We start from the raw sequence: 21,237 nt of genomic DNA on the forward strand, positions 1-21,237 counted from the left end.
TTCGGCGGGCGCTCAGTGCTGGTCAGCGCTCGATGACCTCGAGCACCAGGGCGGAGCGTGGGGGCAGGCTGAGCGCGCGACCGAGGTCGTGACGCTGGCCAGTGATGACGTCATTGCCAACCGAGCGCGGCGTCAGCATGTCGGCGAAGCGGCGCGTGTCCAGCTCGGTCGCCGCCTTGTTCTTGTTCAGCACCACCATGACCTTCTGCTGCGCCGTGTAGCGGAAATAGACGTACACGCCTTCCAGCGGTTCGAAGTGCATCAGCCGGCCGTGGTGGATGGCCGGCGCGGTCTTGCGCCAGGTCAGCAGCTTGCGCAGATAGGCCTGGGCATCGCGCTGGGCGTCGCTCAGGCCGCGGCCCGAGACGGCGTCAACCGCGTCGCCAGCCCAGCCGCCGGGAAAGTCGGCTCGCGTCGGGCCGTCCGCACGCTCGACGGGGCTCGTCATCAGGATCTCGCTGCCGTAGAAGAACTGCGGCGTGCGCGCCGTCGTGGCGATGAAGGTGGCGGCGATGCGGTTCAGGCCGAGGTCTTCGCCCAGCGCCGAGAAGATGCGGTTGGTGTCGTGGTTGCCCTCGAACAGCACCATGCGCGTCGGCTCGGGGTAGAGGGCGTCGTTGACCATCGCCTCATACAGCTTGCCCCAACCCGTGCCGTAGCCCTTGTTGTCGGGCTCGACCAGGGCCTCACGCAGCCAGTAGTGCAGCGGAAAGTCCATCATGCTGGGCATGTGCGACACATAGCCGTCGTGCTTGGGTTTGCCCGCCAGCCAGTAGTTCACCTGCAGCGGGTTGGTGGTCATCTCTTCGCCCACCAGCGTCAGCCTGGGGTACTCGCGCATGACGGCGCCGGACCAGTGCGCGAGGAAGGTCTTGTCCGAGTACGGATAGGTGTCCACGCGCAGGCCGCTGAGGCCGGCGTCCTCCACCCACCAGATCGCGTTCTGGATCAGGTAGCGCTCCATCTTGGGCTGGCGGCCGTTGAGGTCGGGCATGGTCGGCACGAACCACCCGCCGGCAAAGCGTTCGCGGTCGCTGGGCGCCGTGTAGGGGTCGAGCTGGGTGACGTGGCGGTGGTTCGTTTCCGTGTACGTGCCGTGCTGGTTGACCCAGTCTCGCGAGGGCAGGTCGGCCATCCACCAGTGGCCCGAGCCGATGTGGTTGGGCACGATGTCGTGGATGACACCCAGGCCCTTGGCGCGAGCCTGGGCCACCAGCGCGCGGTAGTCGTCGTTGCTGCCGAAGCGGGGGTCGATCTTGTAGAGGTCGGTGGGCGAGTAGCCGTGGTACGAGTACGTCGGCTGGCGGTTCTCGACGAGGGGCGTGGGCCAGAGCTGCGTGAAGCCCATGCCGGCGATGTAGTCGAGCCGGTCGGCAATGCCCTTGATGTCGCCGCCATGGCGGCCGTCGGCATTGGCGCGGTTGACCGGGTCGCCCAGGCTGCCGGCGTTGTCGTTGCTGGCGTCGCCGTTGGCAAAGCGATCGGGCACGACGAGGTAGATCGCGTCGCGGCCGTCGAAGCCCTGGCGCTGGGCCGAGCCGGGTGTGCGGGCGCGCAGCGCGTAGGCCTGGCTGGCGATGGTCTTGCCGTCGGTGCCGACGAAGTCGATGTTGAGCGTGCCGGGCTTGGCAGAGGCGCCGATGTCGAGGGCGATGAAGAGGTAGTTGTCGCTGTCCAGGCGGCTGCTGCCCTTGAGGCGCACGCCGGCTGGCGTGGTGCGCAGCCGGGCGCGGGCCTTGGCGATGCCGGGCGCGTGCACCATCAGTTCGAGCTGGGTGTTGCGCATGCCCACCCACCAGTGCGGCGGTTCAATGCGCTCGATGGGTGTGGCCTGGCTCCACGCCGGGGCGGACGCAATCAGCAGGGCAGCCAGCAGGCTACGGGTCAGGAATCGGGTCATGAGTTGAGCGTGTAGACGCGCACAGACAGCGGCGGCAGCGTGATGCGGAGTTGGCCGTTGGAATCAGCCTTCAAGGCTTCGGCTTTGCGCGGATACGCAGCCTTGGCGCGCGTGCCGGCCACGGCGACGGTGGCGGGCTGGTCGCCGTAGTTGATGGCGACGAGGCTGCGCTCCTTGCCATGCACGCGCTGGAAGGTCCACACGGCGCCTTCGACCTTGTCGGCCTCGTAGCGGCCCAGCGTCAGCGCGGGGGAGGCGCGGCGCAGCGCGATCAGCTCGCGGTAGAAGTTGAACAGCGACCCGGCCTCGCGCGCTTGAGTCTCGGCGTTGTTGCGGCTGCGGTTCAGCGACAAGGGGCGGAAGGGCTGGGCGCTGGTGGAGAAGCCACCGGCGGGCGTCCAGCTCATCGGCGCGCGCAGCGGGGCGTCGTCCTGGGCGTCCTTGCTATCGATGCCAGCCTGGCCGATCTCCTCGCCGTAGTACACGAAAGGCGTGCCGGGCAGCAGCAGGTAGCTCGCGGCCGCCAGCCGGTAGCGGGCTTCGTCGCCATGCAGCTGGTCCCACAGGCGGCGGCCGGTAAAGATGTCGTGGTTGTGCAGGAAGGTCGCCATCGTGGGCGACATGCTCCGGTAGTAGTCGGCCATCTTCTGCAGGGCTTGGGCGTCGCCCTTGGCAGCCTTGACGATCTCGTAGTTCTGGTTGAACGCGAAGGCGCCGCCGCAGAGCTTGGGGTCGCCGTAGGCGATGGGCTCGGCCGTGGCCTCGCAGACGACGTAGCGGCCGGGATAGCTCTTGATGAGGTCCTGGAACTGCTTGGTCAGCACACGGCTTTCGGGCTGGTCGTTCCAGTCCTTGGCGTTGTTCTCGATCAGGTGGGGCACGGCGTCCAGCCGGTAGCCGTCCAGGCCACGGTTGAGCCAGAAGCGCATCGAGTCCTCGTGGTACTGCACCACGGCGGGGTTGCGCATGTTGAAGTCGGGCATGTGCGGCCCGAAGGTGCCGAAGAAGATGTCGGGCGAGCCGGGCTGGATGGGCGGCAGGTCCTTCCATTCACCGGTCCAGGTCCAGGGTTTGGCCGCGGCGTCGTACCAGGGATATTTGCCCCAGATGTCCCAGCCCGGGCCGGGGTTGGGGTTCCAGACGAACCAGCTGCGCCACGGGCTGTTGCGGTCGGCCGCGGCTTGCTGGAAGGGCGGGAACTGCCAGGACGCGTGGTTGATGACGTAGTCCATGACGATGCCGATGCCGCGCTTGTGCGCCTCGCGGATCAGCTCGTCGAAGTCGGCCAGCGTGCCGTACTGCGGCTCAATTGCGCGGAAGTCGGTCGTGGCGTAGCCGTGGTCGTGGTCGGAGCTGGCGGTGATGGGCATCAGCCACAGGCCGCTGACACCGAGCTTCTTCAGGTAGTCCAGCCGGCGGGTCAGGCCGCGCAGGTCGCCGATGCCGTCGCCGTCGCTGTCCTGGTAGCCGCGTACGAAGACTTCCATGAAGACGCCGTGCTGCCAGTTCGCCGGCAGGGCGCTGGCGCGCGCTTCAGCGGGCACGGGGCGGGTGTCGATCTGGGCTTGGGCTGCGGTGGTGGCGCTGGCCAGCGCCAGGGTGAGCAGCAGTCGCTTGGGGCAGGCGTTCATCGTGTCGTGGTGTAGACGCGCAGCGATTGCGCGGGAATGTTCAGGCGGGCCTGGCCGGCTGCGTCGCTGGATGCGTTGGCGCCGCCGGCGGGGTAGGCAGCTTGCAGCGTCGCGTTCGCCGGCAGGCTCGTCAAGCTGGCCTCGAGCGCCGTGCTGCCGAAGTTGATGACGACGACTGCCGTTTGTGTGGCCGTGCGGCGCTGGTAGCTCAGCAGCGCACCGCTGGCGCCTGCGTTCGCGTAGTCGCCGTCGTGCAGCGCCGGCGTGCCCTTGCGCAGGGCCAGCAGCGCGCGGTAGTGGTTGAGCAGGGAGTCGGTGTCGGCCAGTTGGGCGGCAACGTGGTGGGTTGCCGCGTTGGCGGCCAGCGCGCGGTAAGGCGTGCCGGTGGTGAAGCCGGCGGTCGCCCCGGTGCTCCAGGCCATGGGCGTGCGCAAGGCCGCGTCGCCGCTCAGCGAGGCGGCGCCGCGCAGGCCGACCTCTTCGCCGTAGTAGATGAAGGGCGTGCCCGGCAGCAGCAGGTAGGCGCTGGCCGCGAGCTTGAGCTGGGCGAGGTTGGCGTTGAACTGATCGGCCGGGCGCTGGCCGGCAAAGCCGTCGTGGTTGGACAGCATGGGCGCCATGCCGGCCGGGGCGGTCTTGAAGTAGTTGGCCACCGCCGTCACCGAGGCGGCCTGGCCGCGTGCGGCGTCCAGCAAGGCGGTGCGCAGGTCGAAGGCGAAGGCGCCGCCGCAGGCCGTGCTGGCACCGAAGCCTTGAGGGTCCGCCGGGCCTTCGCAGACCATGGTGCGGCGCGCGTAGCCGTTGAGCAGCACGCGCACCTCGTTCATCAGCGTGTAGTTGCGCGGCTGGTTCTCCCAGGCGGCGGGGCCGTTCTCGACGAGGTTGCCCACGGCGTCGAAGCGGAAGCCATCCACGCCCCGGTTCAGCCAGAAGCGCAGCGCGTTCTTGTGGAAGTCGACAACCTCGGTTTTCAGCAGGTTGAAGTCGGGCATCTGATCCCAGAACGGCGCGAAGTAGGCGCCGTTGGCCGTGCTGCGCCAGGGGTTGCCGCCGTAGATGCTCCAGCCCGTGGGCGCCGGGTTCTGCCAGACGTACCAGTCGCGCCAGGGGTTGGTGGCCGAGTCCTTGGCATTGACGAACAGCGGGTGCTGGGCGGCGCTGTGGTTGATGACGTGGTCGAGGATGACGCCGATGCCGCGCGCGTGGGCTTGCTTGAGCAGTTCGTCCAGGTCGGCCAGCTTGCCGTAGGCGGGCTCGATGTCGCGGTAGTCGGTCACGGCATAGCCGTGGTCGCCGTCTTGGCTCTTGGTGATGGGCATCAGCCACAGGCCGCTGACGCCGAGATCCTTCAGGTAGTCCAGCCGGCTGATGAGGCCGCGCAGGTCGCCGATGCCGTCGCCGTCGCTGTCCTGGTAGCTGCGCACGAAGATCTGCATGAAGGCGCCGCGTTGCCAGCCCTCGGGCAGGGCGCTGCCGGGGTCGGCTGCGGCAACGGCGCTGACATCGGGTGCAGGCGGCGGAGCGGGCGCCGGGGCCGGAGCGGGCGTTGGAGCAGGCGCGGGGGAGGGTGCCGGGCTGCCCGCGCCGCCACCGCCGCATGCAGCCAGGGCCAGCACAGACAGGGTGACGGCGGCCAGCGAAGTTCGGTCTATGAAACGAATCATGTAATCAAACTACGTATCAGTTCGCGCCGAGCATAGCGAGTTCACCCCGCTACGCACCAGAGGGATTTCTATTGATGTAGTTTTGCTACTATTTGGAAATAACGAAGGAGACAAGGATGCCCAAGACTTCCCTGCTGTCCGCGCTGCTGGGATTGGCGCTGGCCGCCACCGCCGCGCAGGCCGCTGACCTCGACGACTGCAATGCCGATGTGCCGGTGCCTGCACCCGCCGCACGGCCCTTGGCCGAGGCGTACTGGCTGGACGCGCGCACGCTGCAATGGCCCGGGTTGAAGCTGCAATCGGGCGAGCGGGTGCGCCTGCATCACGCGAAGGCGGCCGGTGGGCGTGCCGTGGCTGGCGAGGCGGTGACGGGTGCCGATGGCGCCATCGATCTGCAGCCCAGCGCGGCGGCGCTGCCGGCGCGATTCCGCTTCATCGCCGACGGGCCGCGCTTTACCGTTGCGGGCGTTGACGTGGCCGCGCTGCTGCGCGAGCAACTGCTGCTGGTGCACGAGGCGGCGGACGGTCGCGTCATCGCGTCGACCGGGCTGCAGTTGCCCGGCGCGCTGGACGAGCTCTACGCCGCGGCCGAAAAGGTCTCTGATCTGGGTGCGCATCCCTCCCGCGCGCAGACCCGCTTTGCCGTCTGGGCACCCACCGCCCAGCGCCTGCTGCTGTGCCGCTACGGCGGCCCGGAGTCGCCCGCCATCGCTGTGGACGCGATGCGCCTGGACGCCGCCACCGGTGTCTGGCGCGCCGAGCTGCCCGGGAGCTTGAGCGGCCAGGCCTACCGCTACCTCGTGGACGTCGTCACGCCCACGCATGGCCGCGTGCGCAACCTCGTCACCGATCCCTACTCGGTTGCGCTGACGGCCGACTCGCAGCGCAGCGTCGTGGCCGACCTCGCGTCGGCCGCCCTCAAGCCCAAAGGCTGGGACGCCTCGCCGAGACCGAACCGTGTCAAGTCCGCGACCGACCAGGTCATCTACGAGCTGCACGTGCGCGACTTCTCCATCAGCGATGCGACCGTGCGCTCGGCCTGGCGCGGCAAGTACCTGGCCTTCTCTGAGTCCGCGTCCAACGGCATGAGGCACCTGAAGGCCCTCGCCCAGGCAGGGCTGACGGACGTGCACCTGCTGCCGGTCTTCGACCTGGCCAGCGTGCCCGAGCGCGGCTGCAAGACGCCGACGGTCCCGGCCGCGCCGGCCAGCGGCGAGGCTCAGCAGGCGGCCGTTATGGCCGTTGCGGCCGACGACTGCTTCAACTGGGGCTACGACCCCTGGCACTTCAACGCGCCCGAGGGCAGCTACGCGACCGACCCACTCGAGCGGGTGTTCGAGTTCCGCGAGATGGTCATGACCCTGCACAAGGCCGGGCTGCGCGTGGGCATGGACATGGTCTACAACCACATGGCCGCGGCTGGCCAGGCGCAGAAGTCGGTGCTGGACCGCTTGGTGCCGGGCTACTACCACCGCCTCAGCGCCAAGGGCGAGATCGAGCGCTCCACCTGCTGCGACAACACGGCCACCGAGCACCGCATGATGGCCAAGCTGATGATCGACTCGGCGGCGCTGTGGGTGCGCGAGTACAAGATCGATTCGATGCGCTTCGACCTGATGGGCCACCAGCCGCGCGAGGCGATGGAGCGGCTGCAGGCGCGCGTCAACGCCGAGGCCGGCCGGCCCGTGCAACTGCTGGGCGAGGGATGGAACTTCGGCGAGGTCGCCAACGGCGCGCGCTTCGTGCAGGCCTCGCAGCTGTCGCTCAACGGCAGCGGCATCGGCTCGTTCAGCGACCGCGGCCGCGACGCCGCGCGCGGTGGCTCGGCAGGCGAAGGCGGCGACGACAGCGTGCGCCGCCAGGGCTGGCTCAACGGCCTGGTCTACGCGCCCAACGCGCTGGCCGCATTGAATCCCGCCAAGCCCGAGGAACTGCTGACCGCGGCCGACATGATCCGCGTCGGCCTGGCCGGCTCACTGCGCGGCTTCGAGTTGACCACCTGGCGCGGCGACAAGAAGCGCCTCGATGCCATTCCCTACGGTGACCAACCGGCAGGCTTCGTCAGCGAGCCCAGCGAGGTCGTCAACTACGTGGAGAACCACGACAACCAGACGCTGTTCGATGTCAACGCGCTGAAGCTGCCGCTGGGCACCTCGCGCGAGGACCGCGCCCGCGTGCAGATGCTGGGCGCGGCCCTCGTTGCCTTCAGCCAGGGCGTGCCTTACTTCCATGCCGGCCAAGACATCCTGCGCAGCAAGAGCATGGACCGCAACAGCTACGACTCCGGCGACTGGTTCAACCGGCTGGACTGGAGTTACCAGAGCAACCACTTCGGCACCGGCCTGCCGCCGAAGCAGGACAACTTCGGCCAGAACGGCCGCGACTGGGCGCTGGCTGCCGAGCGGCTGGCCGATGGCGCAATAGCCCCCGGCCCGGCCGAGATCGCCTGGGCGCGCGATGTCTTCCGCGACCTGCTGAAGATCCGCGCCAGCACACCGCTGCTGCGGTTGTCGAGTGCGGCCGAGATCCGCAAGCGCGTCAGCTTCCCCGGCAGCGGTGCGGGCCAGAACCCGGTGCTGGTGGCGACGCGCGTCGACGGCCGTGGCCTGCGCGGCCTGCGTGGCCATACGGCGATGCTGACCCTCATCAACGTGGCGCCGACGGCGCAGACGCTGGAGCTGCCCGATGAAGCGCGTGCGCATTGGCTGCTGCACGCGGTGCAGCGCACGGGGGCCGATGCTCGCGTGCGCAACGAAGCTCGCTTCAAGGCGGGGCGCTTCGAGGTGCCGGCTCGCAGCGCGGTGGTGTTCGTACTGAACTAACGCAAATCTTCCGGCCGGAGCTTCAAGCCGTAGCGCTTGAACAGCCGCTCGACGCTGCCGTCGGCCAGCAGCGCCTCGTGCGCGGAGGTCAGCCGCGCCCGCTCGGCGTCGCTGATGCCGCCTTGCGCGGCCAGCCAGATGTCGGCGGACTCCAGCGTCAGCCCGGTCTGCAGCAGGGCCGGGTTGCGGCCGCTGCGGCGCCAGGCGTCGTTGTGGATGAGTTCGCTGCCATAGAGGGCATCAACCAGGCCGCGCTCCAGCGCGCGCTGCATGTCGCTGACGCTGGTGGACTCGTAGATGCGCCTGGGTTGAAGGCCTTGCTGCTGCAGCACGGCCAAGTTGGATGAGCCCCGCAGGCCGGCGACGCGCAGGCGGCGTGCCTGCTCGATGGTTTCTACGCGCGGCTTGTGCGCCAATGTGACGAAGGCAAAGCGCTGCGCGTAAAGCTTCAGCAGCCACTGGAAGCGGCTCTCGCGCTCCGCCGTGCGGTTGAGCGGCAGGATCAGGGTGCGCGGCTTCTCGCTGGCCATCAGCATGGCCCGGGCCCAGGGGAAGAACTCGGGCTGGGCGGTCAGCTCGGCCTGCTTGAGTACCGCCTCCACCAGGTCCAGCAGCACGCCTCGCTGCCCCGGTTCGCCCGGCATCGACATCGGCGGCAGCTCGCTGGTCACCAAGGCCAGCGGGGCTGGTGCGGGCTGCGCCGCCGGTGAGTTCCAGGGCCAGATCAGCGCGGGCAGGGTGGCGAGGGTGATGCGGCGGTTTGGGTGCACGCCGGCATCGTCTCAGGCTGGTGCTAACGCTGCAAGTGCAGGCTTTGGTTGGCGTGGGGTTATTGGCCAACCCCGCGGAAAAACAAGAAAGGCCTGGAGAACCAGGCCGATCTTCTCGGTGCGCGCGTATTCAGCCGGCGTGTGCGCGGCGCGCTCGCAGGCCGAGGATGCCCAGACCCGCCAGCAACAGCAGGGCGGCATCCGGCTCCGGCACGGCGCTCACGTCGAAGGTGAGGTTGCCGCTGACCCACTGCCCCTCGGCAACGCCGACGGCGAAGTCCTTGAAGCCCTCGCTGAACTCGATGCGCAGCAGGCCGTCGGCACCGGCCGCCACGCCCAGCCCTGCCAGGCTCAGCGAGCCGGCGTAGCTGCCGGTGCTGCTGAAGCCGGCAAAGGCATCGGGCGAGAAGGTGATCTGGTCCAGGCCGCTGGAGCTGCCGAAACTGACCTGCATCTCCGACAGGCTGCTCGGCGCAAAGGCGTTGAGGGCCACGCTCCAGTCCAGCGAGTTCAGCACGGCGTTGGCGCCGACGTTGACAAGCCAGACGGTGTTGCCGGCTTCGCCCTGCAGGTTGACGCTCTGCGCGCCGCTGACGTCGACGACGATGGGTGTGGCTTGCGCGGCGACGCTTGCGAAGGCGAGAGAGGCGGCAGCGGCCAAGTGGTGGAACTTCTTCATGGCGTGGGCCTTCAGTTGGATGAGCGAACGACGAAGACGACGGCGGTGCGCGCCGGCACGTTGAAGCTGCCGGTCGTGCCGTCGAAGCTGGCCTGGCTTGCGCGCTGGTCGGCGGCGGTGGCTGCCGTGTGCACCGGGTGCAGTTCCAGCGCGCGGCCGGCCAGGGCGGGCAGGGTCAGTTGCTTGGCCGTCTTGTCGACGTTGATGAGGTAGACGAGTTCGTCGAAGTTGGCGCCCGGGTAGCCGACGCCATTCAGGCGGCCGACCAGCACCGTGGCTTCCTGGTTGGAGCCGGTGTTCAGGAACGTCAACCGCGCCTTGATGTCGTCCGCCGTGCGCAGGCGCAGCAGCGTGGAGCTCTTGCGGATGCGCAGCAGGTCGCGGAAGGCGTCGCGCGTCCAGGCGATGTCGTTGGCGTGGGGCTTGATCAGCGCGTTGGTGAGCAGCGGCCGTGCAAGACCCCAGTTGTCGGCGTTGTCGCGCGAGGGCGGCAGGCCGGCGGCAAAGCCGTTGTCGGCATAGCTCCAGTCCAGCCGGTTGAACCAGTCGCCGCTGTCGTAGCTGTTCTTGTCGAGCGACTTGCTGCGCAGCGTGTCCACGCCGGCGTGGAAGTAGGCCACGCCCTGGCTGAAGGCATTGATGGCGCTGGCCAGGATCTGCACGCGGGCGCGGTCTTCCTTGCTGGTGCCGGTGGGCAGGCGGAAGACGTTGTTGTCGAACAGGGTCAGGTTGTCGTGGTTCTCCACGTAGTTGACGACCTCGCCAGGCTCCAGCACCCAGCCGGCCGGGATGCCGCCGACGTCGATCTGGTCCAGTCGCAGGTTGGCGTCCCAGCTCGTCTGCATCTGGAAGCTGCGGATGGAGCCCGCGAGCGATGCCTTGAGGCGGTCGGCCTGCCACATCAGCTCGCCGCGGCTCTGGCCGGAGGCGCTGGCGTTGCTGTCGTAGAAGAAGCCGTTGACGTAGCCCTGGTTGGCCACCAGCGCGTTGCCGCTGTCGCAGCAGCCGCCACCGCGCACGGCGTCGCGGATCAGCGGGTTGAAGCTGCCGATGCCCGAGCCGTTCAGCGACAGCATCTCGGCCTGCACGAAGCGCGCGCCGTTGGCCACTTCGCCGAAGTTCCAGCCCTCGCCGACGATCTGCACCTCGCGGCCGGTGGCGACCTTGACGCGGGCCTTCAGCGCCTCGATGACCGAGCGCGGGTGGTGGCCCATGATGTCGAAGCGCAGCGAGCTGATGCGGTAGTCGCGCGTCCAGGTGATGGCCGAGTCGATCATCAGCTTGGCCATCATCAGGTTCTCGGCCGCGGTGTTCTCGCAGCAGGTCGAACGCTCGATGCCGCCGCTGGCGTTGAGGCGGTAGTAGTAGCCGGGCACGACCTTGTCGAGCACCGAGTTGGTGTTCTGGCCGGACGAGGTGGTGTGGTTGAACACCACGTCCATGCCCACGCGCAGGCCGGCGGCGTTCAGCGCCTGCACCATGCGGCGGAACTCGACGACGCGGGCCAGCGGGTCGTTGGCGTTGCTCGAATAGCTGCCCTCCGGCGTGCTGAACTGCAGCGGGTCATAGCCCCAGTTGAAGCAGTCGGTGCCGGCGGTGGCGGCCACGGTGGCTTGCTGGGATTCGCTGTCGGGAGCGCCGCTGGGCGAGGGGGTGACGCAGCTCTTCTCGTTGACGCTGGCGATGTCGAACACGGGCAGCAGGTGCACGTCGGTCAGGCCGGCGGCGGCCAGCGCGGCCATGTGCTTCATGCCGTTGGACTGGCTTTCAGTGAAGGCCAGGTATTTGCCGCGCTTGGCGGCGGGCACGGTGGCGTCGTTGATCGAGAAGTCGCGAACGTGCAGCTCGTAGATGCTGAGGTCCGACGGCGCGGCCACGGTGGCGGGCGGCGCGCTCTGGTCCCAGCCATTGGGCTTGGTCGCCTGGGCCTGCAGGTCCATGACGACGCTTTGCTGGCTGCCCAGCGTCAGGCCCAGCGAGTAGGGGTCGGTGACGAGGTTCTTCACCAGGCCTACGCCCTTCACGAACACCTGCACCTGGTAGCGGTAGGTGGCGCCTTGCAGATGGCCTTGCTTGCTGAGGCTCCACACGCCGGTAGCGGCGTCGCGCGTCATCGGCTCGGTCGTCGTGCGGGTCAGGCCCGAGTTGCCCAGGGACGTCGTCAGCACCAGGGACACGTTCTGCGCGGTGGGCGCCCAGAGCTTGAAGCTGGTGTTGCCATTGCTGGCGGCGGCGCCCAGGTTGGGCACGTTGTTGGCGGCGGCGTAGAGGTCGTCCAGCGCGCCGGCGATCTGCGCGGTGGTGGCGTTCTGCACCTTGCCGTTGGCGTCTTCCTGCACAAGGACGAGCTGCTGCTGGTGCAGGGCGGGCAGGGCGCCCAAGTCGGCGGCGCGCACGCTGAATACAGCGCCGCTGGCGACGTACTTGAAGCGCAGCGCATCGGCGGCCGGCACGGTGCCGCCGAAGGCGTCGAGCGTGATGTAGCCGTCGGCGCCCTGCACGGGGGCGTCCAGGCCGACGCTGATCTGGCCGGTGGCCGAGTGGTACAGGCGAACCGTGCCCGAGGCGGTGATGCGCGGCCACTTCACCAGGCTCTTGTTCAGCCACACGGCGCGGGCGTCGGTGCTGGAGACCTGGCGCAGGTCTGGCGGCGCGGTGTAGACGGTCGCGTCACGCTCCACCAGCCAGATCTGGCCGATCTGGTTCTGCACCGTCAGCGCGGCGTACTCGACGCGGATGTTGTTGTCGCGGCCGTCCTTGTCGTTCTCGTTGGGCGGCATGCCGTGGATGATGAATTCCAGGCCCTTGCGATTCACGTCGCCCTGCGGGTTCAGCACCGGGATGTCGAAGACGACGTCGCCGTTGTCGGTGGCATAGCCGGGCATCGAGCTCAGCGGCACGGGCTGGCCCCAGTTTTCGATGTTGACGCCCGCGGGAAGCGCGGCGGCGTTCAGGCCGCTGCCGTTCCACAGGTGCAGGCCCCAGGCGCTGTAGCCGCCGTCGAAGCGCTTGTAGTGCACCCGCACGGTCTTGATGTCGGGCACCGGCAGCAACAGCGGGTTGGTCGCGTAGTTCGTGCTGTCGCCTTCCAGGCGCCAGATCTCGTTGGCGCCCGCCTGCAGCACGTAGCTCTGGTCGGCGCCGCCGTTGTCCTTGTTGTTGTCGTTGTGGAAGAGGAAGCCGACCGAGCCGCTGCCCGCGGCCAGCGGCACGTCGTAGTACACGCCGAAGCCGTCGCTGCCGGCAGCGTTCCAGCCGCCGTTCCAGTTCGGGCTTTGCGCGGCGTTCCAGGTGTGGATCTGCCAGCCGGCATGGTTGCCGTCGGCGCGGCGGTAATGCACGCGCAGCGACGTGGCCGGCGCTCCGGGCGTGGCCACGGCGGCGATCTTGGCTCGCAGCGTCTGGCCCGCTGCGGGCACGCCGGCCAGCAACTCGACGCCGCTCTCGTCAACAGAGGCCGCGCCTGCGCTGCTCATCGGCGCCTGCTGCGCGCCTTCCGCGCCGCTGCCGCCTCCACAGGCTGCCAGCAGCCCGCAAATGCCGAGCGTCAACGCTCCCATCACCCGCCGCGCTTGCCGCGCGAAACCGCCAGCCCATGCCTTCATGTCCGTGCACTCCTTGGAATTTCGCGGATGCTATTGAAGTAAAACTACATTCGGAAGTTGGTGAAATCCCGAGGCCTGTAGGGCGGTTGTCGTGAAGTATTGGGCTTGAATTGGCCTTTTGGCTGAATTTTCAGGCCATGAATGTAGTTTTGCTTCTCTGGCTTGGCAGCGATAAGCCAGAGTGATCGAGAGGCTCGGACCCCGCGAAAGCGTGCGGGATGACTCAAGACAGGAGCCCAGCGCAGGACTAAGCTTGTGTCAGGAGACTGACATGAAAAAGATCCGCGCCCTGGTCGCCATCCTTGTGCTTGCCGGTGTTGGAGCCGGGCTGACGGGTTGTGCCGTCGAACCCAAGGAGGCGCCCAGCACCGACGTCTTCGTGGACTCCGCCTTCCGGCGGCCCGACGTTCGCATCGACGCCCGTGAGGCGCTGGCGCTGAGCCCGGCAATGAAGCGCTTTGCCGAAACGGAGATGGCCAGCGAGATCCGCCTCAAGGGCCTGCGCGATGGCCTCATCGACGCCCTCTACACCCGCGGCCGGCTGCAGCTGGACTACGACGCCGAGACCACCCGCACCGCCGCTGAGGCTTTCGATGCCAAGCGCGGCAACTGCATGTCTCTCGTGCTGATGACAGCCGCTTTCGCCCGCCACATGAACATGCCGGTGCGTTTCAACAGCGTCTATCTCGAAGAGAGCTGGACGCGCGCCAACGGCATCTTCTTCGTCGCTGGCCACGTCAACATCAGCCTCGCTCGGCCGCTGTCCACGGGTACCCGCGTCGTCTTCGGCGACCCCGAACTGCTGACCATCGACTTCCTGCCCCCGAACCAGGTGCGCAACCACCGCAGCCGCGTCGTCGACGAGTCCACCATCCTCGCGATGTTCCTCAACAACAAGGCTGCCGAGGCGTTGACCGTGGGCCAGGTGGACGAAGCCTACTGGTGGGCACGCGAGGCCATCCTGACCGACTCGCGCTGGCTCTCGGCCTACAACACGCTCGCCGTGCTCTACCGCCGCAAGGGCCTGTACGACCGCGCCGAGGCCACGCTGCGGCTGGTGCTGCAGCGCGAGCCGCTCAACACCCAGGCCATGTCCAACCTCATCCTGGTGCTGAGCGACACCGGCCGCCGCGAGGAGGCGCAGGTCTATGCCACCCAACTGGCCCAGATCCAGCCCGTGGCGCCGTACAAGTTCTTCGACGACGGCGTGGCGGCGATGCGTGCCGGCGAGTTCGCGGCCGCCCGCCAGCTCTTCCGCAAGGAAATAGCGCGCGCGGCCTACGTGCCGGAGTTCCACTTCTGGCTGGGCCTGGCCAACTACGGCATGGGCGATGTGAACGGTGCGCGCGGCGAGATTGCCAAGGCGCTGGAGAACAGCTCGACGGTCAAGGACCGTGAGCTCTACGGCGCCAAGCTGGCCTGGCTCAACGAGATGCGTGAGCAGCAGCGCCAGCGCGTGCCGATTCGCGGCGCGGCCGGGTCGTAAAACGCCTCAGATCGGCGGGAGCCCGTGCCGGGCTCGGGCCCTTGCGCAGGCGTCATCACCGATGCCCATGGGCGCGCGCTCGCCGAACTCTCGGCAGGGCGAAGGTCGCCACTCGTGGATGCCGCAGCTGGCCTTGACGCCCACCTTGCCGGTCAACGCCGCGCAACGCGGCTGGGCATGGTCGGTGCCGCGCATGCGCACGAGGCGGCCGGTCAGCTCCACCGCCAGCCCGTCGGGCACGCGGCCGCCCTGGCTTTCAAGTTCGCTGCAGTCGAAATCGACCCGGAAACTCGCGCAGCAGGCGCCGCAGGTCAGGCAGGGGTTCGCACTCATCTCACCAGTGTAGGCAGCGGTGAGACACTGGCCCGATCCCATCGCCAAGCCACGCCCACACCATGCGCGCTACCTTGATTTCCGTTCTGCTGCTGGCCGCTGCCGCAGCACAGGCTGCCGACCTGACCGTCACCGTGCTCGACCGCAACGGCAAGCCGCTGGCTGACGCTGTCGTGCTTGTCGACAGCACCGTGCAGGGGCCGCGGCCGGCGCCCGTGCTCGAGGCGAACGTGACGCAGGAAAAGCTGCGCTTCGTGCCGACCGTCACCGTCGTCGGCCTGGGTGCCAAGGTCGGCTTCAGCAACCTCGACACCTGGGACCATCACGTCATCCTCGGGGTGATGGGGGCCGGCGGCGTCTACGTCGACCCGGGCCAGAACACCCAGTTCCGGCTCGCCGGCCGCGTCGGCAGCAAGCCACCCTCCAGCGACAGCAAGGTGCTGACCCAGCCCGGTGCGTATCTGCTGGGCTGCCACATTCATGGCTCGATGCGCGGCCACATCTACGTGGCCGACACGCCCTGGGCCAAGCTCGGTGGCGAGGATGGCAAGGCGGTGCTGCAGGGCCTGCCCGAGGGCCCGGCCCGCGTGCGCATCTGGCACCCGGACCAGTTGGTCGACGGCGCACCGACGACCGTTCAGGTGGCCGCCGGCGGCAGCGCGGTATCCATCACCACGCAGATCGCCCCGGCGCGCAGGAAGCGGCCTGCGGGCGACCCGTACTTCGGCGGCTAGTTCACCCGTTACTTGAAAGGGTTCGCCGTCGCGAACCACAGCCCGATACCGGTGGCGATGATGAAGGCGCCATCCGTCACGCCGACCGCCAGGAAGTACTTGGTCTGAAGTTCCGGCGCGATCTCGGGCTGGCGGGCGATGCCCTCCAGCAGCTTCATGCTGGCCAGCCCGATACCCAGGCAGGAGCCGAAGGCGGGGATGCCGATCAGCAGCGCGACGGCGAGGGGGAGCGAATCGAAAGCGGGCATGTCGTGACTCCTTGTGTTGGCACGAAGAAGTCTCGGGGGCGGCCCGCGTGGCGTCGATGACCTGGGAGGTCGTTGATTTCAGCCTAGCCCAGCATGCCCGATTCAAAGCCGTGGGCCGGCAGGTCCACGCGGGGCGCGGGCGTCCAGCCGGGCTTGCGGTGCTCGGCCACCACGTTGGTGTAGATGCCGCCGCGCACGTACCACTTGGCGGTGATGCGGATGAAGCGCGGGTCGGTCACCTTCACGATGTCGTCGAGGATGGTGTTGGTGACCTTCTCGTGGAAGGCGCCCTCGTTGCGGTAGCTCCAGAAGTACATCTTCAGGCTCTTGAGCTCCACGCAGAGCTCGTCCGCAATCATGTCGATCGTGAAGTGGGCGAAGTCGGGCTGGCCGGTCAGCGGGCAGTGGCAGGTGAACTCGGGCACCTGGAACTGGATCGTGTAGTCCCGCTCCGGGTTCGGGTTCGGAAAGACCAGGATGTCCTTGCTCGGCTTGGTGGGCGGGTTCTTGGGCACCTCGCGCATCTTGGGCTTCTTCTTGGCGGCGGCGGGGGCGGAGGCGGACTTCTTGGTAGCCATGGTGCACGGGTCTTTTTGAGAGGGTGCGAATGCTATCATCCGACCCCGTTGAAGCGCCCCTGAAAGGCGCTTTTCTTTAGCCAAATCAAGGGCTTACGTCCAAGCTTCATGCGGTTGAATTCGATCAAGCTTGCCGGCTTCAAATCCTTCGCTGAACCCACGACCTTCCAGTTGCCTGGGCAACTCGTCGGCGTCGTCGGCCCCAACGGCTGCGGCAAGTCCAACATCATGGACGCGGTGCGCTGGGTGCTCGGCGAGAGCAAGGCCAGCGAGCTGCGTGGCGAGTCCATGCAGGACGTCATCTTCAACGGCAGCGGCAACCGCAAGCCGGCGGGGCGTTCCAGCGTGGAGCTGGTGTTCGACAACCAGTCCGCCCGAGCCGGCGGGCCGTGGAACCAGTTCACCGAGATTGCCGTCAAGCGCGTGCTGACGCGCGACGGCACCAGCAGCTACTTCATCAACAACCAGCCGGTGCGCCGCCGCGACGTGCAGGACGTGTTCCTCGGCACGGGCCTGGGGCCGCGCGCCTACGCCATCATCGGCCAGGGCACCATCTCGCGCATCATCGAGAGCAAGCCCGAAGAGCTGCGTTTGTTCCTGGAAGAAGCGGCCGGCGTGTCCAAGTACAAGGAACGCCGCCGCGAGACCGAGAACCGGCTCAAGGACACACGCGAGAACCTGACCCGCGTCGACGACATCCTGCGCGAGCTGAACGCCAACCTCGAGAAACTGGAGCGCCAGGCCGAGGTCGCGGCGAGCTATCGCAGCCTGCAGGACAGCGGCACGCTGAAGCTGCACCAGCTGTGGTTCCTGAAACTGCGCGACGCCGGCAACGAAGCGGCGCGCGTCAAGACAGCGCACGCCGAGGCACAGAATGCACTCGAATCACGCACCGCCGAGCTGCGCGCTGTCGAGGCCATGCTGGAAGAAGTGCGCCAGGGCCATTACGCCGCGGGCGACGAGCTGCATGCGTCCCAGGGCCGCTATGCCGAGGCCCAGCTCGAAGTGAGCCGGCTCGAAGAGCGCATCCGCTTCGTCGTCGAGAGCCGCAACCGCGCTCAACAACGCCTGGCCGAGCTGCACGCGCAGGACGGCCAGTGGCGCGAGCGCGTTGAGCAGGCCAAGGCCGAACTCGAAGGCATTGCCGAGCAGATCGCCGGCGCCGATGAGCAGAGCGAGATCCTGGCCGCCCAGGCCGAGGAGCAGCAGGCCCAGCTGCCGCAGAGCGAGGATGCCTTGCGCGCTGCGCAGAATCGCGCCAATGAGCAGCGCACCCAGGTCACCCAGGTGCAGCAGCAGATCCAGGTGCTGGCCGCCGAGAGCCGAAGCGTGGACGAGCAGGCAAGGGCGCTGCGCCAGCGCGAGGACAGGCTGACGGCCGAGTCCCGCGCCCTTGGCGCTCCCGACCACGACGCGCTCGAAGCCCTGCGCGAACGCAGCGCCGCGGCCGACGAGGCGCGTGACCTGTCCGATGCCCGCCTGCAGGAGCTGGCCGAGCAAGTGCCGCAGCTCGAAGAGCAGCGCCGCACGCTGCAGCAGGACACCAACGCGCAGCTCGCCAAACAGTCCGACCTGACGGCCCGCCTGGAGGCGCTGAAGGCGCTGCAGGAAAAGGTGCAGACCGAAGGCAAGCTCAAGCCCTGGCTGGCCAAGCATGGTCTCGACGGCCTGCAAGGCCTGTGGACCAAGCTGCACATCGCCCACGGCTGGGAGAACGCGCTGGAGGCCGCGCTGCGCGAGCGCATGGGCGCCTTGAGCGTCGGCCGCCTGGACACCGTGCGCGCCTTCGAAGCCGACGCGCCGCCGGCGCGCCTGGCCTTCTATTCGACGCCGCCTGGCGCCATCGCCAACACGCACGAGACGCTGCCCAAGCTGAGCGAGTTGCTGCGTCTGGACGACGCAGGCCTGTCCGCTTTGTTGAACGACTGGCTCGAAGGCGTCTACACCGCGCCGACGCTGGACGAGGCGCTGGCCGCTCGCGGCAAGCTCACGCATGGCGAGCTGATCCTCACGCCGGCGGGCCACGCCGTCGGCCAGTTCTCGGTGACCTTCTACGCGCCCGATTCCGAGCAGGCCGGCCTGCTGGCCCGCGCCCAGGAGATCGAGCAGCTGACGACGGCGCAGCGCGCCCAGAACCTGATTGCCGACGAAGCCCGCCTGTCGCTGAGCCGCATCGAGCACCAGTTCAACGACGCCAACGGGCGGCTCTCCACGCTGCGCCGCGAGGCCAGCGAGGCCCAGACGCGCGCCCACCAGATCCACGTCGAGCTGCTGCGCCTGAGCCAACAAGCCGAAGCCAGCCAGCAACGCCGCAGCGCGCTGGACGCCGAGCTGGCCGAGATTGCTGCCCAGCAGGAGGGCCTGCAGGAGCGCCGCGCCGTTGGCGAAGCACGCTTCGAGGAACTCGACATCCAGCTCGGCGACGCCCAGCAGCGCCATGCCGAACTGGAAGACGGCACCATCGCCGCTGAGCGCAAGCTGGCCGACGCCCGCGAGCAGCTGCGCGCGCTGGAGCGCCGCTCGCAGGAGGCCCGCTTCGCCACGCAGACGCTGGCTGCCCGCCGCGGCGAGTTGCAGCGCGGCATCGAGACGGCCGAGGCGCAGATCGCCACGGTTGCCACCTCCGCCGCCAGCCTGCAGGGCGAGCTTGACACGCTGAACGACGCCGCCGCCCAGGCCGGCCTGCAGGATGCGCTGGCCATCAAGGTCGAGCGTGAACAGGCGCTGGCCGCCGTGCGCGCCAACTACGACGACCTTTCACTGCGCCTGCGCAAGGCCGACGAGCAGCGTATGACCTTCGAGCGCAGCCTGGACCCGCTGCGCGAGGCCATCACCAAGCTGCAGCTCGAAGAGCAGGCCGCCCAGCTCGGAGGCGCGCAGTACCGCGAGCAGCTCGAAGCTGCCGCCGTTGACCTGGAGGTGCTGGCCAAGTCCATCGAAGACGGCGCCGTGAAGCTCTACGGCCTGCAGGGCGAGATCGACCGCATCAACCGCGAGATCGCCGCGCTCGGCGCCGTCAACCTCGCCGCGTTGGACGAGCTGACCACCGCTCGCGAGCGCAAGACCTTCCTCGACTCGCAGTGCGCCGACCTCAACTCGGCCATCGGCACGCTGGAAGACGCGATCCACAAGATCGACCTCGAAACCCGTGACCTGCTGGGTTCGACCTTCAACCAGGTCAATGAGCATTTCGGCCGCATGTTCCCCGAGCTCTTCGGTGGCGGCGAGGCCCGACTCGTCATGACCGGTGACGAAATCCTGGACGCCGGCGTGCAGGTTCTGGCCCAACCGCCGGGCAAGAAGAACAGCACCATCCACCTGCTGTCGGGCGGCGAGAAGGCGCTGACCGCCATCGCCCTCGTGTTTGCCATCTTCCAGCTCAACCCGGCGCCCTTCTGCCTGCTCGACGAAGTGGACGCGCCGCTGGACGACGCCAACACCGAGCGTTATGCGCGGCTCGTCACCAAGATGAGCGCCGGCACGCAATTCCTCTTCATCTCGCACAACAAGATTGCGATGGAAATGGCTGAACAACTGATTGGCGTGACCATGCAGGAGCAAGGCGTGTCACGCATCGTCGCGGTGGACATGGACAAGGCGCTGGCCATGGCGGAGGTGGCATGACCCTCAGCCTCACCGAACTCCTCGCCATCGCCGGTGGCCTTGTGCTGGCCGGCGTCGTCGCTCACGGCGCCTGGGCCGCCCGCAAGGCCGGCCCCAAGCGCGCCGTGCCGCCGATGGAAGAGCCGCATTTCGGCGCCGCCCCTGGCGCGGCTGATGCCCCGGTCGAAGGCCAGCCTGCCGCGGTCGATCCGCTGGACGCGACGCTGCCCGCCGTGGCTCGCCCGCTGCGCCGGCCGTCCGCCCGCATCGATGCGCTGATCGACGCCATCGCCACCGTCACCATCGAGGCACCCGTGGCTGGCGAGCTGGCGCTGCAGCACCAGCCTGGCAGCCGCCGTGCCGGCACCAAACCGTTCCAGATCGAAGGCCTGAACGCCGAGACCGGCGAGTGGGAGCTGCCCGCACCGGGCCAGCGCTACGGCGAGTTCCAGGTCGGCGTGAAGATGGCCAACCGCAGCGGCGCGCTCAACGAGATCGAGTACTCTGAGTTCGTGCAGAAGATCCAGGGCTTTGCCGACGGTGTCGGTGGCTTCGTGCAGTTCCCGGACATGCTGGACGTCGTCGCTCGCGCCCGCGAGCTGGACCAGTTCGCTGCCAGCCACGATGCCCAGCTCGCCTTGTTGCTGCGCGCCAAGGCCGCGGCATGGACGCCGGGCTTCGTGCAGCAGGCCGCCGGCCGCCACGGCTTTGTTGCCGGTGCGCTGCCGGGCCGCCTGGTGCTGCCCGCAGACGAGGAGGGCGCGCCGCCGGTGCTGACGCTGCAGTTCGACGCCCAGGCGGCCCTCGCGGAGGACCCCGAGGCGCTGTCGCTGCGCGAGCTGACGCTGGCGCTGGACGTGCCGCAGACGTCGGCCGAGCTGGAACCCTTTGCGATCTGGCAGGAGTCGGCCCGAGCGCTGGCCCGCGATCTGGAAGCTGATGTCTGCGACGACCGTGGCCAGGTGCTGGGCCTGCATGCCTTCGCGTCCATCGACGTCGAGCTGAAGAAGCTCTACGAGGCCTTGGCCGAGCGTGATCTGGCCGCAGGCTCGCCGGCAGCCCGCAGGCTGTTCAGCTGATCGCAGCCGGCGTGACATTGGCCGCGCAAACGCTGCGACCTAACTGACGACTCAGGGGACAGCGGGAAGCAAAGCTTCTAAAGTCCGCGCGTTACACGGCCTTTC

General features: G+C 68.4%; 14 protein-coding genes. 5 read left to right on the top strand and 9 right to left on the bottom strand.

Going from position 1 to position 21,237, the window contains the following annotated elements; all coding sequences use genetic code 11:
* Nucleotides 1-22: 22 nt before the first annotated feature.
* The 3 genes from AC07V5_RS24320 to AC07V5_RS24330 are packed head-to-tail and all read right to left on the bottom strand — an operon-like array spanning nucleotide 23 to nucleotide 5,195.
* On the bottom strand, nucleotides 23-1,900 hold the full coding sequence (locus AC07V5_RS24320) for a glycoside hydrolase family 13 protein (RefSeq protein ID WP_495118304.1): 1,878 nt from the start codon (nucleotides 1,898-1,900) through the stop codon (nucleotides 23-25).
* Nucleotides 1,897-3,531, bottom strand: coding sequence for an alpha-amylase family glycosyl hydrolase (locus tag AC07V5_RS24325; RefSeq protein WP_495118305.1), 1,635 nt, complete (start codon nucleotides 3,529-3,531; stop codon nucleotides 1,897-1,899). The genes AC07V5_RS24320 and AC07V5_RS24325 overlap by 4 nt, the downstream gene beginning before the upstream one ends.
* Nucleotides 3,528-5,195: an alpha-amylase family glycosyl hydrolase gene (locus AC07V5_RS24330; protein ID WP_495118306.1), complete on the bottom strand. Its 1,668-nt coding sequence runs from the start codon at nucleotides 5,193-5,195 to the stop codon at nucleotides 3,528-3,530. The genes AC07V5_RS24325 and AC07V5_RS24330 overlap by 4 nt, the downstream gene beginning before the upstream one ends.
* A gap of 116 nt (nucleotides 5,196-5,311) precedes the next feature.
* Here AC07V5_RS24330 and pulA (AC07V5_RS24335) point away from each other — a divergent pair, with 116 nt between their 5' ends.
* Nucleotides 5,312-8,017, top strand: a complete 2,706-nt coding sequence (gene pulA, locus AC07V5_RS24335; RefSeq protein ID WP_495118307.1) for a pullulanase-type alpha-1,6-glucosidase — start codon at nucleotides 5,312-5,314, stop codon at nucleotides 8,015-8,017.
* Here the strand turns inward: pulA (AC07V5_RS24335) and AC07V5_RS24340 are convergent.
* The 3 genes from AC07V5_RS24340 to pulA (AC07V5_RS24350) all read right to left on the bottom strand — a co-directional run bounded on the left by AC07V5_RS24340 (nucleotide 8,014) and on the right by pulA (AC07V5_RS24350) (nucleotide 13,071).
* Nucleotides 8,014-8,787: a substrate-binding periplasmic protein gene (locus AC07V5_RS24340; RefSeq protein ID WP_495118308.1), complete on the bottom strand. Its 774-nt coding sequence runs from the start codon at nucleotides 8,785-8,787 to the stop codon at nucleotides 8,014-8,016. The two genes, pulA (AC07V5_RS24335) and AC07V5_RS24340, sit on opposite strands and share 4 nt — an antisense overlap.
* A gap of 130 nt (nucleotides 8,788-8,917) precedes the next feature.
* A complete protein-coding gene (locus AC07V5_RS24345; protein WP_495118309.1) occupies nucleotides 8,918-9,466 on the bottom strand; it encodes a PEP-CTERM sorting domain-containing protein in 549 nt (182 codons plus the stop codon).
* 11 nt (nucleotides 9,467-9,477) lie between these two features.
* On the bottom strand, nucleotides 9,478-13,071 hold the full coding sequence (gene pulA / locus AC07V5_RS24350) for a pullulanase-type alpha-1,6-glucosidase (protein ID WP_495118310.1): 3,594 nt from the start codon (nucleotides 13,069-13,071) through the stop codon (nucleotides 9,478-9,480).
* A gap of 271 nt (nucleotides 13,072-13,342) precedes the next feature.
* Between pulA (AC07V5_RS24350) and AC07V5_RS24355 the strand changes: the two genes are divergently transcribed.
* Nucleotides 13,343-14,557 (top strand): tetratricopeptide repeat protein, encoded by a 1,215-nt coding sequence (locus AC07V5_RS24355; RefSeq protein WP_495118311.1) that lies wholly within the window; start codon nucleotides 13,343-13,345, stop codon nucleotides 14,555-14,557.
* Between the two features lie 6 nt (nucleotides 14,558-14,563).
* Here AC07V5_RS24355 and AC07V5_RS24360 read toward each other — a convergent pair whose 3' ends face one another.
* Nucleotides 14,564-14,890: a YkgJ family cysteine cluster protein gene (locus AC07V5_RS24360; RefSeq protein ID WP_495118312.1), complete on the bottom strand. Its 327-nt coding sequence runs from the start codon at nucleotides 14,888-14,890 to the stop codon at nucleotides 14,564-14,566.
* A 62-nt stretch (nucleotides 14,891-14,952) separates the two neighbouring features.
* On the opposite strand from AC07V5_RS24360, the gene AC07V5_RS24365 reads away from it, so the two are divergent.
* The gene (locus AC07V5_RS24365) at nucleotides 14,953-15,624 is read left to right on the top strand and encodes a cupredoxin domain-containing protein (RefSeq protein ID WP_495118313.1); all 672 of its coding nucleotides are present in this window, start codon (nucleotides 14,953-14,955) and stop codon (nucleotides 15,622-15,624) included.
* A gap of 8 nt (nucleotides 15,625-15,632) precedes the next feature.
* Here the strand turns inward: AC07V5_RS24365 and atpE are convergent, their stop codons facing one another.
* The gene (gene atpE, locus AC07V5_RS24370) at nucleotides 15,633-15,872 is read right to left on the bottom strand and encodes a F0F1 ATP synthase subunit C (protein ID WP_495118314.1); all 240 of its coding nucleotides are present in this window, start codon (nucleotides 15,870-15,872) and stop codon (nucleotides 15,633-15,635) included.
* An 83-nt stretch (nucleotides 15,873-15,955) separates the two neighbouring features.
* Entirely contained in the window at nucleotides 15,956-16,396 is a 441-nt protein-coding gene (gene queF / locus AC07V5_RS24375) for a preQ(1) synthase (RefSeq protein WP_495118793.1), read from the bottom strand.
* 162 nt (nucleotides 16,397-16,558) lie between these two features.
* Between queF and smc the strand changes: the two genes are divergently transcribed.
* Nucleotides 16,559-20,074, top strand: coding sequence for a chromosome segregation protein SMC (gene smc / locus AC07V5_RS24380; RefSeq protein WP_495118315.1), 3,516 nt, complete (start codon nucleotides 16,559-16,561; stop codon nucleotides 20,072-20,074).
* Nucleotides 20,071-21,132: a cell division protein FtsZ gene (locus AC07V5_RS24385; RefSeq protein ID WP_495118316.1), complete on the top strand. Its 1,062-nt coding sequence runs from the start codon at nucleotides 20,071-20,073 to the stop codon at nucleotides 21,130-21,132. Before smc ends, AC07V5_RS24385 begins: the two co-directional genes overlap by 4 nt.
* Nucleotides 21,133-21,237: the final 105 nt, after the last annotated feature.

This window comes from Roseateles sp. GW821-FHT02E12, from assembly GCF_059421665.1.

Bases quoted from the DNA above. Each gene is read 5' to 3' on its own strand.
- queF (WP_495118793.1), bottom strand. From the start codon at position 16,396: ATGCGCGAGGTGCCCAAGAACCCGCCCACCAAGCCGAGCAAGGACATC.
- AC07V5_RS24330 (WP_495118306.1), bottom strand. From the start codon at position 5,195: ATGATTCGTTTCATAGACCGAACTTCGCTGGCCGCCGTCACCCTGTCT.
- AC07V5_RS24365 (WP_495118313.1), top strand. From the start codon at position 14,953: ATGCGCGCTACCTTGATTTCCGTTCTGCTGCTGGCCGCTGCCGCAGCA.
- atpE (WP_495118314.1), bottom strand. From the start codon at position 15,872: ATGCCCGCTTTCGATTCGCTCCCCCTCGCCGTCGCGCTGCTGATCGGC.
- pulA (WP_495118310.1), bottom strand. From the start codon at position 13,071: ATGAAGGCATGGGCTGGCGGTTTCGCGCGGCAAGCGCGGCGGGTGATG.
- smc (WP_495118315.1), top strand. From the start codon at position 16,559: ATGCGGTTGAATTCGATCAAGCTTGCCGGCTTCAAATCCTTCGCTGAA.
- AC07V5_RS24320 (WP_495118304.1), bottom strand. From the start codon at position 1,900: ATGACCCGATTCCTGACCCGTAGCCTGCTGGCTGCCCTGCTGATTGCG.
- pulA (WP_495118307.1), top strand. From the start codon at position 5,312: ATGCCCAAGACTTCCCTGCTGTCCGCGCTGCTGGGATTGGCGCTGGCC.
- AC07V5_RS24325 (WP_495118305.1), bottom strand. From the start codon at position 3,531: ATGAACGCCTGCCCCAAGCGACTGCTGCTCACCCTGGCGCTGGCCAGC.
- AC07V5_RS24385 (WP_495118316.1), top strand. From the start codon at position 20,071: ATGACCCTCAGCCTCACCGAACTCCTCGCCATCGCCGGTGGCCTTGTG.
- AC07V5_RS24355 (WP_495118311.1), top strand. From the start codon at position 13,343: ATGAAAAAGATCCGCGCCCTGGTCGCCATCCTTGTGCTTGCCGGTGTT.
- AC07V5_RS24345 (WP_495118309.1), bottom strand. From the start codon at position 9,466: ATGAAGAAGTTCCACCACTTGGCCGCTGCCGCCTCTCTCGCCTTCGCA.
- AC07V5_RS24360 (WP_495118312.1), bottom strand. From the start codon at position 14,890: ATGAGTGCGAACCCCTGCCTGACCTGCGGCGCCTGCTGCGCGAGTTTC.